The 15,662-nt window shown below is 38.2% G+C and carries 16 protein-coding genes; all 16 read right to left on the bottom strand.

From position 1 onward, the window contains the following. Nucleotides 1–92 precede the first annotated feature (92 nt). Complete coding sequence (locus AC07YC_RS19245) at nucleotides 93–770, bottom strand: peptidoglycan DD-metalloendopeptidase family protein (protein WP_336636987.1); 678 nt, start codon at nucleotides 768–770, stop codon at nucleotides 93–95. 37 nt (nucleotides 771–807) lie between these two features. Next, nucleotides 808–1,749: a stage II sporulation protein D gene (spoIID, locus tag AC07YC_RS19240; protein ID WP_494920161.1), complete on the bottom strand. Its 942-nt coding sequence runs from the start codon at nucleotides 1,747–1,749 to the stop codon at nucleotides 808–810. A gap of 83 nt (nucleotides 1,750–1,832) precedes the next feature. Continuing rightward, entirely contained in the window at nucleotides 1,833–3,146 is a 1,314-nt protein-coding gene (gene murA, locus AC07YC_RS19235; RefSeq protein ID WP_336636985.1) for a UDP-N-acetylglucosamine 1-carboxyvinyltransferase, read from the bottom strand. A 366-nt stretch (nucleotides 3,147–3,512) separates the two neighbouring features. Next, a complete protein-coding gene (locus AC07YC_RS19230) occupies nucleotides 3,513–3,752 on the bottom strand; it encodes a DUF1146 family protein (RefSeq protein ID WP_336636984.1) in 240 nt (79 codons plus the stop codon). 77 nt (nucleotides 3,753–3,829) lie between these two features. Beyond that, complete coding sequence (locus AC07YC_RS19225) at nucleotides 3,830–4,237, bottom strand: F0F1 ATP synthase subunit epsilon (RefSeq protein WP_025114765.1); 408 nt, start codon at nucleotides 4,235–4,237, stop codon at nucleotides 3,830–3,832. Between the two features lie 24 nt (nucleotides 4,238–4,261). After that, nucleotides 4,262–5,677 carry a F0F1 ATP synthase subunit beta gene (gene atpD / locus AC07YC_RS19220; protein ID WP_008180540.1) on the bottom strand — a complete coding sequence of 472 codons (1,416 nt, stop codon included), beginning with the start codon at nucleotides 5,675–5,677 and terminating at the stop codon, nucleotides 4,262–4,264. 48 nt (nucleotides 5,678–5,725) lie between these two features. Next, nucleotides 5,726–6,583 carry an ATP synthase F1 subunit gamma gene (gene atpG, locus AC07YC_RS19215; RefSeq protein ID WP_008180542.1) on the bottom strand — a complete coding sequence of 286 codons (858 nt, stop codon included), beginning with the start codon at nucleotides 6,581–6,583 and terminating at the stop codon, nucleotides 5,726–5,728. A 47-nt stretch (nucleotides 6,584–6,630) separates the two neighbouring features. Further along, complete coding sequence (gene atpA, locus AC07YC_RS19210) at nucleotides 6,631–8,139, bottom strand: F0F1 ATP synthase subunit alpha (RefSeq protein WP_008180544.1); 1,509 nt, start codon at nucleotides 8,137–8,139, stop codon at nucleotides 6,631–6,633. 28 nt (nucleotides 8,140–8,167) lie between these two features. Further along, nucleotides 8,168–8,704: a F0F1 ATP synthase subunit delta gene (locus AC07YC_RS19205; protein ID WP_008180546.1), complete on the bottom strand. Its 537-nt coding sequence runs from the start codon at nucleotides 8,702–8,704 to the stop codon at nucleotides 8,168–8,170. Beyond that, a complete protein-coding gene (gene atpF, locus AC07YC_RS19200) occupies nucleotides 8,701–9,222 on the bottom strand; it encodes a F0F1 ATP synthase subunit B (RefSeq protein ID WP_008180548.1) in 522 nt (173 codons plus the stop codon). Before atpF ends, AC07YC_RS19205 begins: the two co-directional genes overlap by 4 nt. 173 nt (nucleotides 9,223–9,395) lie before the next feature. Next, nucleotides 9,396–9,620 carry a F0F1 ATP synthase subunit C gene (atpE, locus tag AC07YC_RS19195; protein ID WP_004269474.1) on the bottom strand — a complete coding sequence of 75 codons (225 nt, stop codon included), beginning with the start codon at nucleotides 9,618–9,620 and terminating at the stop codon, nucleotides 9,396–9,398. Nucleotides 9,621–9,685: 65 nt separating this feature from the next. Beyond that, nucleotides 9,686–10,396 carry a F0F1 ATP synthase subunit A gene (gene atpB / locus AC07YC_RS19190; protein WP_036123061.1) on the bottom strand — a complete coding sequence of 237 codons (711 nt, stop codon included), beginning with the start codon at nucleotides 10,394–10,396 and terminating at the stop codon, nucleotides 9,686–9,688. A 36-nt stretch (nucleotides 10,397–10,432) separates the two neighbouring features. After that, on the bottom strand, nucleotides 10,433–10,804 hold the full coding sequence (locus AC07YC_RS19185) for an ATP synthase subunit I (RefSeq protein WP_008180553.1): 372 nt from the start codon (nucleotides 10,802–10,804) through the stop codon (nucleotides 10,433–10,435). Nucleotides 10,805–11,339: 535 nt separating this feature from the next. Then, a complete protein-coding gene (wecB, locus tag AC07YC_RS19180; protein ID WP_336636983.1) occupies nucleotides 11,340–12,461 on the bottom strand; it encodes a non-hydrolyzing UDP-N-acetylglucosamine 2-epimerase in 1,122 nt (373 codons plus the stop codon). Between the two features lie 166 nt (nucleotides 12,462–12,627). Continuing rightward, nucleotides 12,628–13,257 carry a uracil phosphoribosyltransferase gene (gene upp, locus AC07YC_RS19175; RefSeq protein WP_008180557.1) on the bottom strand — a complete coding sequence of 210 codons (630 nt, stop codon included), beginning with the start codon at nucleotides 13,255–13,257 and terminating at the stop codon, nucleotides 12,628–12,630. A 124-nt stretch (nucleotides 13,258–13,381) separates the two neighbouring features. Next, on the bottom strand, nucleotides 13,382–15,538 hold the full coding sequence (locus AC07YC_RS19170; RefSeq protein ID WP_494920160.1) for a putative bifunctional diguanylate cyclase/phosphodiesterase: 2,157 nt from the start codon (nucleotides 15,536–15,538) through the stop codon (nucleotides 13,382–13,384). Nucleotides 15,539–15,662: the final 124 nt, after the last annotated feature.

Raw genomic sequence — 15,662 nt, 5'->3', positions numbered from 1 at the left:
TCTTCACCTTATGTGAGGACCAAGCTATTCAGAACACGTTTTGCATTTTCCTAATAAAATGCTGATTTTTTATGCGTTACTAGCTTTTAGAATTAAAAAGCTAGTAATTTTTTCGGATTAATATATTTTCCGTCTTCAACTACTTCGAAATGCATGTGGACGCCAGCCGCTTGATTCCACTCGTTATCAGTCGCTTTTCCTAAAGCTTGACCTTGAGTAACCTCATCGCCTTCTTTTACAGCGATATCTTTTACAGAGCTATAATGAGTTTGCGTACCATTTGGATGCTCAATGACAATTTTATTGCCTGTAAATGCGTCTAGTTTTACTTCTAGTACTTTACCACTCATAGCAGCTAGTACTTCAAATTCTTCACCATTCATAGCAATAGAGATACCAGAAGACGTTGTAAATGTTTGATTAAATACCATTAGTGCATTTTCTCGAGACTCTTCATTCGCTTCTAGCTCGTAAAACTCTTGTAAGATTTGTACTTTACTAAGGCTCTCTTCTTTGAATGGATACATCATGTTTTCAGTACGTGCATTTGTTTCTACAACAGGACCTGAATCAACTTCCGCTAAACCTGGTAACGGTGCCTCTTCTACTTTAGATACGAGACTATTGTAACCAAATAACAATCCTGCTAGAACTAGTGCACCACCTGTGTAAACTACTGGCCAAAACCATGGTTTCTTTTGTAACTGACCATTTTCCTTTTGATTTGGATTCTGGTTTTGAGAAGCTTTATTATTTTTATCCTCTCTCATTTTCATCACCTCTAGTTGCAGTGTGAACAACTAGAAGTTATTTTAAACATGCATCTATTTTTTTTATTTCAATATCTTGATAATAATAGTGTAAAATTTCAGCAGCAGTTTTCCCTTCATTTGCCATAGCCTCGGCTCCATATTGACTCATGCCTACTCCATGACCATATCCTTTAGTTTTTACATGAACCTTTCTAGTATTACCATTATAAATAATTGAAAAGTCAGTGGATGGTATTCCAAGAAACGTTCGAACCTCTCTCCCTGTCCAAACATTATTCCCTAACTGTAGACGCTCCACACGCCCTGTGTCATTGTAAAATAGCTGTATACGATTAATATCACTAGCTTGCCATTGTATTGGCCATAATTTATTCCATTGTGCTAGCGACCACTCTTGCTCCGCCTCAAATTTTGGGGATGTTTGATCTGAAATACTTGCAACACTTTGCAAATATGGAATGTTATTTCCACTATAGCCATAGGCACTTTCTGTTTGTCCATTACTTGTTGAATGGAACATGGCTGTAATTAAATCATTATTATAAAGAAGAACTTGTCCTTTCGTTTCATTGATGGCTTCGACAATTTTCTTTTCATTTCCCAGGAAATTGCTAGCCCAATTCGCTTTTCTTTGACTCTCATCATAGAAAACTTGCTTTGCTACAGTCGGTGCGATTGCTTTTTTACCGTAATTTGTCGTTTTTAACGCATAAGTACGTGCTGCAATTGCCTGTGCCTTCAATGCCTCCTTTTTAAAAGAAACAGGCATTTCTGCCGCTACTACCCCAGTTATATACGTCTCTAAAGGGATTTTTTCCTTTTGTCCCTCCACTTCTATAAATAGTTCACAAGCTTTTTCATTCGCTGTTGGAGGTGGTTGCACTTCCTCCCGTCTTTCGCTTAATCCTAAAACAGGAAGCACATATAATGCTCCCAATAAACAAAGGACACCTATACTAATCATCCATTTTTTCATAAGAAATAATATGCTTGTTACCATTTAGTTATGAGAAATTAAAAAACCCTCTGCTTCTGAAAGCAAAGGGCTTTAACATCAAATTAGTTTGTAGGTAATTCAACAGAAATGTCTTCAGTTATCACAACTTCTTCATCCGTAATACGTTCAATATTTGCCCCAAGAGAAGCCAATTTACCATGGAAATCAACATAGCCACGATCTAAATGGTGAAGCTTTGTAACACGTGTAATTCCTTCTGATACTAAACCTGCTAAAATCAGTGCAGCCGCAGCTCGTAAATCCGTTGCCATGACTTCAGCTCCCTGAAGCTGTACTGGCCCCTCAATAAACACAGAGCGTCCTTCTATTTTAGCACCCGCATTCATGCGACGGAACTCCTCAACATGCATAAAACGATTTTCAAATACTGTCTCTGTAATGATACTCGTACCTTCTGCTGTCAACATTAAGGCCATCATTTGTGATTGCATATCTGTCGGGAAGCCTGGATGTGGCATTGTTTTAATATCCACAGCTTTTAATGTCTGAGGAACACGTACACGAATACCTTCATCCAATTCTATAATTTCTACGCCCATTTCGCGCATCTTCGCAATCAAAGCCGTCATATGCTCAGGAACTGCGTTTTCGATGACCACATCTCCCTTAGTAATAGCTGCTGCTACCATAAATGTACCAGCCTCAATACGGTCGGGAATAATATGATGCTCTACTCCATATAATGTATCGACTCCTTCGATACGAATAGTATTTGTACCAGCACCAATTACACGACCACCCATACTATTAATGAAGTTAGCAAGGTCAACGATTTCAGGCTCCTTTGCAGCATTTTCAATCACAGTTGTCCCTTCCGCTAGAGATGCTGCTGTCATAATATTTTCAGTTGCCCCAACACTTGGGAAGTCTAAATATACATTTGCTCCTTTTAAACGACCCTCTGTTTTTGCCTCTACATAGCCATGACCAAATGAAATCTTCGCCCCCATTGCTTCGAAACCTTTTAAGTGTAATTCAATTGGGCGAGAACCGATTGCACATCCTCCTGGTAACGCAACACGAGCATAACCATTACGCGCAAGCAATGATCCCATTACTAAAATAGATGCACGCATTTTACTAACAAACTCAAATTGTGCTTCACTAGAAAGTTCTTTTGTTGCATCTATATATACGGCATTATCTTCAGGTATATATGTAACTGCTGCGTTTAAACTTTTAAGTACTTCGTTTATTGTAAAGACGTCTGCTAAGTTAGGGACTTCTTTAATTACATTTTCTCCCTTTGAAGCAAGTAAAGCTGCTGCCAGGATTGGTAACACTGCATTTTTTGCGCCCTCTACACGTACTTTTCCCTGTAGTTTTTGGCCGCCAGTCACTATTATTTTATCCACCCTATGTCCCTCCGAATTCAATCTATTAACCTACCGAATTTTTATTTTAATAAAGAAGTATAATGTCATAATCAGTAAACAAACAACTCTATAGTACAACTTTTTTAACGCCCATTCAAGCGTCCAAATCACTATTTTAAGGCATTATTAGATATTTTGCTATTAATTTATTGTACGCTATCAAATTTTTTTTGTGAATGACCAATAACCAGTTCGCTTCTAATACATACCCAAAGATGTATGAACAAAAAACAACTTTTAGAAGTTTTTTTATACATAGTTCAAAGGGCCACATAAATGTTATTATAAAGTCCTTTGAAGTATGTAGTGTTGAGGTGTAAGATTCGAATTGATATTGTCGAGGCTTTAAAATAAGTATGGAAGCTTTCCAGACCAGTTCGATATTTGTAGAAAGAAATTGGATACAGCAGAACCAATTGTAATACTCAATAAAATATAAATAAGTTGAATCTGAAATACTCTATTCTTCTTGAATAATTTTTCTGTCATCAAAGCCTGTAATGCGTAAAATGTAATAGCTATAAAAAACAAATGCGATAATATGCCTAATAAAGCTTCTTGTCCTATTGCTTCATAAAGCTCCATTTTTCCCCCTCCAACTGTCCTATAATTTAAGCACTTTAAAAAACGGGCAGATGCTATATCTGCCCGTTAAAAATGAATTAGATATTACCCTCATGAACGTTGATACGATTCAACGCACGTTTTAATGCTAGGTCAGCACGTTTGAAATCAATGTTGTCTTGTTTACCTTGAAGACGTCCTTCAGCACGTTTAACGGCTTCTTTTGCACGTTGAACATCAATATTTACAGCAACTTCAGCAGAAGGCGCTAAAATAGAGATCTTTTCTGGACGAACTTCAATGAAACCACCGCTAACAGCAACAATGTCAGTAGAACCGTCTGCTTTTTTCAGCTTCACTGCACCAATTGCAAGTGGAGCAACCATTGGAATATGGCCTGCAAGAACACCGATTTCTCCTGAAGTTGTTTTAGCGATTACCATTGATACTTCAGAATCGTATACCGGGCCGTCGGGAGTGACAATATTGACTAGAACTGTCTTCATATTTTTTCCTCCTCGTCCCTAGTATTAAACCTCTACGCCCATGCTTTTCGCTTTTTCAACTACTTCATCAATTGAACCAACTAGACGGAAAGCATCTTCTGGTAGGTGATCCCATTTGCCATCAAGGATTTCCTTGAATGAACGAACAGTTTCTTTTACAGGTACATAAGAACCTTTTTGACCAGTGAATTGTTCCGCTACGTGGAAGTTTTGTGATAAGAAGAATTGAATACGACGAGCACGTTCTACTGTTTGTTTATCTTCATCAGATAACTCATCCATACCTAAAATTGCAATGATATCTTGTAATTCACGGTAACGTTGGATTGTACGTTGTACACCAGTAGCAATTGCATAGTGCTCAGCGCCTACGATTTCAGGTGATAATGCACGTGAAGTCGAAGCCAATGGGTCAACCGCAGGGTAGATACCCATTTCTGATAATTTACGCTCAAGGTTAGTAGTTGCATCTAAGTGGGCGAAAGTTGTAGCTGGAGCCGGGTCAGTATAGTCATCGGCTGGTACATAGATCGCTTGGATAGAAGTTACAGATCCTTTGTTCGTAGATGTAATACGCTCTTGTAGTTTACCCATTTCTGTAGCAAGTGTTGGTTGGTAACCTACCGCTGAAGGCATACGACCTAATAGGGCAGAAACCTCAGAACCTGCTTGCGTGAAACGGAAGATATTGTCGATGAATAAAAGTACGTCAGCACCTTGCTCATCACGGAAGTACTCTGCCATTGTAAGACCAGTTAAAGCTACACGCATACGTGCACCTGGTGGCTCGTTCATTTGACCGAATACCATCGCTGTTTGCTTGATAACGCCTGAATCGCTCATCTCGAAGAATAAGTCGTTCCCTTCACGAGTACGCTCACCTACACCAGCGAATACAGAGATACCAGAGTGCTCTTGTGCGATGTTATTGATTAATTCTTGGATTAATACTGTTTTACCTACGCCGGCACCACCGAAGAGACCGATTTTACCACCTTTAATGTATGGTGCTAATAAGTCTACTACTTTGATACCTGTTTCAAGAATTTCAACTGTAGTTGAAAGTTCTTCGAATGTTGGTGCTTCGCGGTGAATTGAATCACGACGAGCGTCAGCTGGAATCTCTTCACCTAAGTCGATTACTTCACCTAGTACGTTGAATACACGACCTAAAGTAACTTCACCAACTGGTACTGAGATAGCTTTTCCTGAGTCTGTTACTTCTGCTCCACGTTGTAAGCCATCAGTAGATGACATTGCAATTGTACGAACAGAATCATCACCTAAATGAAGCGCAACTTCTAATGCAAGAATTGTTGGTTCTTCATTAGGACGTTCAATCTTAACTGTTAGTGAGTTATAGATTGCTGGTAATTGGCCATTGTTAAATTTTACGTCAACAACTGGACCCATTACTTGAATAACATGTCCTTTATTCATTACTGTGTATCCTCCTATCGTATTCTTATACGACATTGGGAAGCTGGCCTATTCTAAGGCTGCAGCTCCACCAACGATTTCTGTAATTTCTTGTGTAATCGCCGCTTGACGCGCACGGTTATATTGCAATGAAAGGTCTGAAATAAGATCAGATGCGTTATCAGTTGCATTTTTCATAGCCGTCATACGAGAAGCATGTTCACTTGCTTTTCCATCTAATAATGCGCCATAAACTAAGCTTTCCGCGTATTGTGGAAGTAACACTTCAAGAATTGCTTCACCAGAAGGCTCAAATTCGTAAGAAGCATTGCTGCTAGCAGGTGCAAGATCTGTTAATGGAAGAAGTTTTTTCTCTGTCACTTCGTTAGCAATAGCGCTGACAAAGTGATTATAGTACATATAAAGTTGATCATACGTACCGTCAATGAACATACCAACAGCATTACGAGCGATTTCTTTAATATCAGCAAATGTAGGTTGGTCCGGAAGACCGACAACATCACTGATGACATTATGATCACGTTTCACAAAGTAGTCACGTACAACACGACCGATTGCTAAAATCACGTATTCGTCTTTAGATTTATGACGCTCGTCAATTGTACGTTGTACTTGACGTAGGATACTTGAGTTATAAGCACCTGCAAGACCACGGTCTGAACCAATGACTAAGTAAGCTGTTTTCTTAACAGGACGAGCAGTTAACATTGGGTGTCCACTGTCTTTTGTTCCTGAAGCGATCGCGCCTACTACGTCCTGAATTTTTTCCATGTAAGGAACGTACGCTTTAGCGTTTTGCTCTGCACGACGTAACTTAGAAGAAGAAACCATCTGCATCGCTTTCGTAATTTGTTTCGTACTCTTTGTAGAATTAATACGACCTTTTATTTCGCGTAAGTTTACCACTGGTATTTCACCACCTTTTGTTTTTTAATCAAGTGACTAGCTCGAACTTATTCTGATTTAGCGAAAGTTTTTTTGAACTCCGTTAAAGCTGCTACGTAATCAGCATCAGGAGCAAGCTCTTTTGTAGTACGAACGTGATCTAAAACGTTTGTGTGGTTTGAATCTAACCAGCTTAAGAACTCACTTTCAAAGCGAACGATATCTTGTACTGGAATATCATCTAAGTGACCTTTAGTTAATGCATAAAGGATTGCAACTTGCTTTTCAACTTTAAGTGGTTTGTTTAGGTCTTGTTTAAGAACTTCAACCGTACGTTTACCACGCTCAAGTTTAGCTAGTGTAATTTTATCTAAATCTGAACCAAATTGAGCAAATGATTCAAGCTCACGGAATGCAGCTAAGTCAAGACGTAGTGTACCCGCAACTTTTTTCATCGCTTTAATTTGAGCAGATCCACCTACACGGGATACAGAAAGACCGGCGTTAATCGCTGGACGTACACCTGAGTTGAATAAGTCAGATTGTAAGAATATTTGACCATCAGTAATTGAGATAACGTTAGTTGGGATGTATGCAGAGATATCCCCAGCTTGTGTCTCAACGAATGGAAGTGCTGTAATAGAACCATTTTGATATGTTTCATTTAACTTCGCAGCACGTTCAAGTAAGCGGCTGTGTAAGTAGAAAACGTCACCAGGGTAAGCTTCACGACCTGGAGGACGGCGTAGAAGAAGTGAAAGTTCACGGTAAGCTGATGCTTGTTTAGAAAGATCATCATACACGATTAATACGTGCTTACCTTGTAACATGAATTCTTCTGCCATAGAAACACCAGCAAATGGTGCTAAGAATAGTAATGGAGCTGGTTGAGATGCAGCAGCAGTTACTACGATTGTATAATCTAATGCACCGTGCTTACGGAAAGTTTCAACTACACCACGTACAGTTGATTCTTTTTGACCGATTGCAACATAGATACAAATCATATTTTCGCCATCTTGGTTTAAGATTGTATCGATTGCTACAGATGTTTTACCTACTTGACGGTCACCGATGATTAACTCACGTTGACCACGACCAATTGGTACTAAAGCGTCAATTGCTTTGATACCAGTTTGTAATGGTTCATGTACTGATTTACGAGCCATTACACCGAAAGCAGGACTTTCGATTGGACGAGATTTAGTTGTGTTGATTGGACCTTGTCCATCCACTGGTTGACCAAGTGGGTTTACAACACGGCCAATTAGTTCTTCACCAACTGGTACTTCCATGATACGACCTGTACGACGAACTTCATCGCCTTCTTTGATGTCTGTGTATGGACCTAAGATTACGATACCAACGTTACCTTCTTCTAGGTTTTGAGCCATACCCATAACACCATTAGAGAACTCAAGAAGTTCTCCAGCCATGGCGTTGTCGAGGCCATGAGCAAGAGCGATACCGTCACCAATACGGATAACTGTACCAACTTCGCTTACTTTAAGTTCAGATTCATAATTCTCAATCTGTTGTTTAATCAGACTGCTGATTTCTTCAGCCTTGATGCCCATGTATGTCACCTCTCACATTTCTAAATTATTAACCGATTAATTCACGTTTTAGGCGCTCAAGTTTGTTCGCTACTGAGCTATCGTAAATATGATTACCGATTTGAACACGAATACCACCAAGTAGTGATGGATCAATTTCGTTTGTAATGTTTAATGATTGTTTCCCTACAAGCTTCGCAAATGTTGTAGAAATATTAGCGCTTTCTTCAGCAGAAAGTGCACGAGTAGAGAATACTGTTGCATCTGCAGTACCTTGTGCCTTTGCAGCAAGCTCAGCATATGCATTTGCAATAAGCTTCACTTCGTTTACACGTTTTTTCTCAACTAATAGTTGAACTGTGCGTAAAACCTCTGGAGTTGCACCTGCAAAGATTTCAGCTACCATTTGTTTCTTACGTCCGATAGAGAACTTTGGAGCATTTAAAAGCGTTAATAAATCCGGAGATTCTTTAACAATCTTTGTTAACTCGTTTAAGTCTGCTCCAACTTCAGCAAGAATATTTTTTTGTTGCGCTAATTCAAAAAGCGCTTGAGCGTAACGTTTTGCTACAGCTGAATTACTCATCGAGCTTCCCCTGCCTTCGCAATCGTCTCTTCAATTAGAGCACGGTTGTCTGCCTCAGAAATCTCTTTGCTAAGGACTTTAGATGCTGCAAGTACAGATAATGAAACGACTTCATCACGTACAGCTGCAATAGCTTTTTCTTTTTCAGACTCAATTTCACGTAAAGCCGATTCTTTCAAGCGGTTTGCTTCATTACGAGCTGCAGTAAGAATTTCATCTTTTTGTAGTTCGCCTTGCTTCTTAGCGCCTTCAACAATCGATTGTGCTTCCGTACGAGCTTCTTTAAGAAGGCTCTTTTGTTCTTCTAAAAATTGGTGCGAATCTTTACGCGCTTTTTCAGCTGCTTCGATCTCACTCGCTACTAACTCTTCACGTTGTTGCATGATGCCCATAAGTGGACCCCAAGCGACTTTCTTAAGTAAGAACATTAATACTAAAAAGATAACTAATGTTGCGATGATGTCTCCGCTGTTGAACTGACCAGCGCCAGCACCTAGTACAAGATTATCTAAAAACACGATTGTTTCACTCCCTTCAAGAGCTTTAACTTCAACATAATTTATGGACTTAAAAAACTACCTATTTTAAAAAGCTATATTTACACATAGCTTTTATCCGTTCCAAAATGAAGGGCGAAGTTTCATCTGGAGAATCCTGCTTCGCCACTAGTAAAATTCAGTGTACAACTGAATTATTTGTTCATTACGATGAATGCTACTACTACTGCGATGATCGGTAGGGCTTCAACTAATGCAACCCCGATGAACATTGTAGTTTGAAGAACGCCACGAGCTTCTGGTTGACGAGCAATACCTTCTACTGTTTTTGATACGATAAGACCGTTACCGATACCTGCACCAAGTGCACCTAAACCGATTGCGATTGCTGCTGCTAATAAACCTAATGAACCTGTCATTTGAAAATTTCCTCCTTGGAATTGTTTGTTTTTTTGTGGTTCAAGCATATGATATATGCTTTATATTAATGGTCATCGCTCACTTTATGAGCCATGTAAACCATTGTTAACATTGTGAAGATAAAGGCTTGGATAAAGCCGATGAAAATTGAGAAACCTTGCCATGCCATCATTGGAACGATTGCCCCGATGAATCCCACAGCACCTGATGATGCTAAACCGGCTAATAAGCCAAGTAAAATCTCACCCGCGTAAATGTTACCGTAAAGACGTAAACCTAACGTTAATGTATTTGCAAATTCCTCTACTATTTTAAGTGGGAACATGAAAGACATTGGTTTAAAGAATGTACCAGCATAATGGCCAGTACCCTTCATTTTTACACCATAGAAATGCGATAAAACTAAAATCATCGTTGCCAACGTCATCGTTACAGTTGGGTCAGCTGTTGGTGATTTCCACCAAAGTTCATGACCATAAGCGATTGAGAATGGAAGACCTAATAAGTTAGATACTGCGATAAACATAATTAGCGTAATACCCAGAATGTGGAATCGACCACCAGTTTTCCAGTCCATATTGCTTTTGATGATATTCTTAACGAAGTCCATAATCCATTCCATGAAGTTTTGCATACCAGTTGGTTTTAGTTTTAAGCTTCTAGTTGAAATAAAGGCAATTAAAAATACGATAATTGCAGCAACTAGTAACATCAGAACTGTCGATTTATTAAAAGTTAAAAAACCGACTTCTAGTAACGGAGCTTCATGATTCATTGTTATTTTTCACCTCTCTTTCTAATTTAAAGCACATTAGCGGTTCCTTACATGTGACACAATTCTCTCGACAAAGAGAAAAACGTACGGAATCATTAGCCCTATGACCGTGCTAATTAAGTGAAAATAGTTTGGCAACGAAATGGCTATTGCGACTGCCGCAACACCTGATCCAAAGCGCAGTGCTGTACCAAGTGAGCCTATTTTCTTCCCTTCACTAATGGACCTGTCAAACTTCTCCATACGGCGAACTAGAATCCAAAAATTATACGTACCAAAGAATGCACCGACTGCGATGCCCGCAAATACAGTTTGAAAGGAAGTGAATCCCCAGCCTAATGCGCAGAGTGCAAGCAAAAAAAATAACGCCCTCTTCTGCACAGCAAAAATGTGATGCAAATCTAGCATTGGTTGTAATCTCCTGAATCAAATTTTCGAGTATTGAAAGCGTTTGCTGACCACCATGTGAAATCAGAAAAGAGCAGTGAAAGGCACTACTCACAGCGGAATAGTAATGGGAGAGTCATTTCAATTACAGGTGTAAATACCCAAAAAATAACTTACACCCCTTACCAACTCGGTAAAAACCGAAACGCACAAAACGTTGCAAATCGACAGTTTTATTTTGAACTGTCAATTTAGTAGAAAGTTGATATAACAAGTGTTTCAACGTCCTAATTATGACTGAAACCCTTATCATTCTTACCCTTTGTAAGCATACAATAGGTGATATTTGAAGTCAATTGGTAATAGAGAAAAACTTCACAACCTATATACTCTTGTCAAATTGTTGACAAATTTGTGTATGAAATTTCATAGTTTCAAATGTTCTTATTTTCTTGGCTCATAGAAAAAGCTAATTTACGACATAATTATGCTCATAAATTAGCTTACCCAATTCAACAGGTACATTAGACTTATTTTTCAATTAAATTATAGTACATTAATTAGTTTTTTGTAAAAAACCTAGCAATGCCTCTACAATTCGTTTAGATGCATGTCCATCACCATATGGATTTGACGCTTGTGCCATTGCCTCATAAGCCTTTTTATCTGTTAACAATTCTTTAGCTAAGGCATAAATTGTATCTTCTTCAGTTCCTGCTAGCTTTAATGTTCCAGCTGCAATTCCTTCAGGGCGCTCTGTTGTGTCTCTAAGGACAAGAACTGGCTTCCCTAAAGATGGTGCCTCTTCTTGGACGCCACCAGAATCCGTTAAAATCATGTAAGAGCTCGCCGCAAAGTTATGGAAGTCAAATACTTCGAGTGGCTCTATTAAATGTACTCGTGCATTGTCACCTAAAATTTCATTCGCGATTTCTCTTACAGCAGGATTCATATGGACTGGATATACCACTTGAACATCATCATGCTCAGCTAAAATTCTAGTGATTGCTTTGAACATATGACGCATGGGCTCACCAAGATTTTCGCGACGATGTGCCGTCAATAAAATCATGCGATCTTCGCCAATTTTGTCTAATACAGGATGCGTGTAATGCTCGCTAACAGTTGTAGCTAATGCATCAATAGCCGTATTACCTGTTACAAATATTGTATCAGCGTTTTTATTTTCATCTAAAAGATTCTTTTTAGATACTTCTGTTGGTGCGAAATGTAAATCAGCCATTACACCTGTTAACTGGCGATTCATTTCCTCAGGGTATGGTGAATACTTGTTCCAAGTTCGCAGTCCTGCTTCAACATGCCCAATTGCGATTTGGTTATAAAACGCTGCCAAGCTTGCAATGAAAGTCGTTGCTGTATCACCGTGTACCAAAACGATATCCGGTTGCGCTTTTTTCATTACTTGATCTAAACCTTGCAATGCGTTTGTCGTCACATCAATTAATGTTTGACGATCTTTCATTATATTTAAATCATAGTTTGGTGTTATTTCAAATGTCTCTAGTACTTGATCTAGCATTTGGCGATGTTGTGCTGTTACTGTTACAATAGATTCTATTTGCTCAGGATACTTTTGTAACTCCAAAACAAGAGGAGCCATTTTAATTGCTTCTGGTCTTGTCCCAAAAATCGTCATTACTTTCCATTTTTTCATCAAAACGATCTGCACCGTCCTTTTTGTTATTGTATGAAAAGGACACCACATCTGTTGAAGTTCAACATGAGGGGTACTTACCTTGACATACTATGAAACGCCCTTCAAATTTGAAGGACGCTTTCACAAATTATTAGTTTCCTAAATGAGGAAATTCATAACAACATTTTTATTTTGTGCCGAATAGGCGGTCTCCGGCATCACCTAGACCAGGTACAATATAGCCATGATCGTTTAACTTTTCATCCAAAGCAGCAATGTAAATATCTACGTCTGAATGTTCTTCTTGAATAGCTTTGACACCCTCTGGTGCAGCGATTAAGCACATGAATTTAATGTTTTTAGCTCCACGTTTTTTCAATGAGTTAATAGCTTCCACTGCTGAACCACCAGTTGCTAACATTGGATCTACAATAATGAAATCACGTTCTTCCACATCTGCTGGAAGTTTTGCGTAATATTCAACTGGTTTTAAAGTTTCAGGGTCGCGATAAAGACCAATATGGCCAACTTTTGCTGCAGGGATAAGCTTTAGCACGCCATCTACCATACCAATTCCTGCACGTAGAATCGGTACAATCGCTAGCTTTTTACCAGAAAGTACTTTTGTTTTCGCAATCGTTACAGGTGTTTCAATTTCAATTTCTTCCACCGGCATATCACGTGTAATTTCAAAAGCCATAAGTGTTGCTACTTCGTCTACTAGCTCACGAAATTCTTTTGTACCTGTATTCTTGTCGCGAATATAAGTTAATTTGTGTTGGATTAGTGGATGATCAAATACATAGACTTTGCTCAAAGGGATTCTCTCCTAACCGTTCGGATTTCATTTTTATCTCAACTAGTATAACAGAAAAAAGGAGCCGCCTCAAAAATAAATTTAAGGCAACTCCTTTTATTATATTTTCTTTGGACAAAGTGAGTTATTGATCAAGAATTAAATCTAACTCTTCTATTGCCATTGGTTTAAAATAGAAAAATCCTTGTCCAACGGTACAACCTAATGCACGGAGTATTTCAACCTGTTCTTCTGTTTCAATTCCCTCAGCCACAGAAATCATTCCTAAGTTTAATGCCAATTGTATAATCGAGCGTACAATAGCAAGCGTTGCTGGATCCTCTAACGCATTAATAAAGCTTCGATCAATCTTTAATTCAGTGAATGGTAATTGTTGCAGATAGCTCAATGAAGAAAATCCTGTTCCGAAATCATCCACGGATGTATTGAAACCATAGCTTTTTAATTCTTGAATAATTTTATAGGCAGATTGAAAATCTACTAACCCTATATTTTCTGTTACTTCCAATATAATATTACTTGGTTCTATACCATACTTCCGAACGAGCTTTAGCGTATCTGGAACAAAATGCGTATAGTAAAAGTGATCAGGTGAAATATTGACTGCTATTTTCACTAATTTCTTTCCTAACTTTTGCCGCTCTGCCAGCCATGAAAGCACAGTTTCTAAAACTAAAACGTCAATTTCTCTAACCTTTCCTGCACTTTCCGCTACTGGAATAAAGATTGCTGGTGACACAAAGCCTAGCTTTGGGGATATCCAGCGCGCAAGAGCCTCTATACTTTGAATCTCTCCATTCCGCAAATCTACTTTTGGCTGTAAATGAACTGTAATTTCTTTATTTTTGATTGCCTGTGACAAATGATTTAAAACAGTCATTTGCTGTACAAGAACGTCATTTTTTTCTGTCGTAAAAATTTCAGTATGTGTACCTGGTTTATCGGTAGCAAAGGAGAGCGCATTATCAGCAAACCGGATTGCATCATTAATCTTTATGTCATCATTAAAAGAAGCAATACCTGTTTTTAATGTGATGTAGATTTGTTTTCCTCCTATTATAAATGGCTGCCGAATTGTCTCTTTGATACGGCTTTCATATTTATTTAAATTTTCATCGAAAGTCATGGTGGATAAAATTAGACTCGAGCTAGTAAATCTAGCAATATATTCGCGATCCGCTGGTTTGTCTTGCTCTAGCCGTTTGGCGAGCTGCCTTAATAATTCATCGCCAAATTCTCGCCCATACAATTCAACCACTTGATGAAATTCGCTTGGCTTTACAATTTTGATATAACCATTTTGTCCACGTTCAACCTCTTTTTCGAGGAAATTCACAAAGCTATGACGATTAGGTAAACCTGTTGTAATGTCAGTATAGGCTAGATCCCATATTTTTCTTTGTGCTCTTGCATACGTAAACGCTAAGGCAACAAGCGCACCAATTTTACGAAACATACTTTTAAAATAGGAGGAGTCATTCTGTGCTTGCTCATAATATATTGAAAAGAGCCCTATGACTTGTCGCTGTTGATTGCGTATAGGTATATATAATCCATACGGTTTGTGAGATGAGGCAGCAAACTGTTTATGTTCATCTGGAATATGTACCTCATCCAAGTTTTCAATGAAAATAGAAGTTTCTGATTGCATAACCTTCGTAAAAAAATCATTATTTTCACAGCATCTCGGTACATCTTTTTTTCGACAATTATCTGTAAAAGCCTGTAATAGATTGCTCTCTGTTTTAATGAGAACCATGCTTGAAGTATTGGGCATAAAAAACTCATCAATTCCATGACAAATAATATGCATCTTTTGCTCAAAAGAGCTATCTCTCTCTATCGCCTTATACATATCATTTTCTAAACGCATTAAGAAATCTTCTGTATGATCATACGTAACATCCTTCATAAGGACCAACACATATTGCGTAATATTTGCATCATTCCGAAATGGGAGTGCTTGTATTTCTGCCCAGAATAGGGGTTTATTGATACCTTTGTGATGTAGCTTCGCTTGCACCATGATACCGTTATGTATATTTTCTTTGATCATTTTAATGGTTGTCATTTTCTCATCTGATAGCCATGCAAAGTAATTAGTTTTTAGGATTTGTGACCTCGAAGCATTTGTAAGGTTACAAAAGGATTCATTACACTCTACTATAATATGATGATTTGTTGCATCAAAAATTACATAGCTTTCCTTAGAATTATCCCCTAATTTAAGAATACTATTTAATAAAACATCATTATCTACATCTAACGATTTAGTGACCATCCAACCCCTCCGTCTCTATCACTTCATCCCATTTCCATTGTACATAATATTTAATTAAATTTTCACTTTTATTAAAAAAAACTTCTTTTCTTGGACACTATCTGTCCTCAGCCTACTATAATAT

It is taken from the genome of Lysinibacillus sp. GW247-5R2A, assembly GCF_059424475.1.
Note: the sequence above shows the minus strand (reverse complement) of the source record. Positions and strands in the feature narration are given on the sequence as shown.

What these genes read in the sequence shown, in the direction of transcription:
- AC07YC_RS19245 (WP_336636987.1), bottom strand. Translation starts at nt 770, where the DNA reads ATGAGAGAGGATAAAAATAATAAAGCTTCTCAAAACCAGAATCCAAAT.
- spoIID (WP_494920161.1), bottom strand. Translation starts at nt 1,749, where the DNA reads ATGAAAAAATGGATGATTAGTATAGGTGTCCTTTGTTTATTGGGAGCA.
- AC07YC_RS19230 (WP_336636984.1), bottom strand. Translation starts at nt 3,752, where the DNA reads ATGGAGCTTTATGAAGCAATAGGACAAGAAGCTTTATTAGGCATATTA.
- AC07YC_RS19225 (WP_025114765.1), bottom strand. Translation starts at nt 4,237, where the DNA reads ATGAAGACAGTTCTAGTCAATATTGTCACTCCCGACGGCCCGGTATAC.
- atpD (WP_008180540.1), bottom strand. Translation starts at nt 5,677, where the DNA reads ATGAATAAAGGACATGTTATTCAAGTAATGGGTCCAGTTGTTGACGTA.
- atpA (WP_008180544.1), bottom strand. Translation starts at nt 8,139, where the DNA reads ATGGGCATCAAGGCTGAAGAAATCAGCAGTCTGATTAAACAACAGATT.
- AC07YC_RS19205 (WP_008180546.1), bottom strand. Translation starts at nt 8,704, where the DNA reads ATGAGTAATTCAGCTGTAGCAAAACGTTACGCTCAAGCGCTTTTTGAA.
- atpE (WP_004269474.1), bottom strand. Translation starts at nt 9,620, where the DNA reads ATGACAGGTTCATTAGGTTTATTAGCAGCAGCAATCGCAATCGGTTTA.
- atpB (WP_036123061.1), bottom strand. Translation starts at nt 10,396, where the DNA reads ATGAATCATGAAGCTCCGTTACTAGAAGTCGGTTTTTTAACTTTTAAT.
- AC07YC_RS19185 (WP_008180553.1), bottom strand. Translation starts at nt 10,804, where the DNA reads ATGCTAGATTTGCATCACATTTTTGCTGTGCAGAAGAGGGCGTTATTT.
- AC07YC_RS19170 (WP_494920160.1), bottom strand. Translation starts at nt 15,538, where the DNA reads ATGGTCACTAAATCGTTAGATGTAGATAATGATGTTTTATTAAATAGT.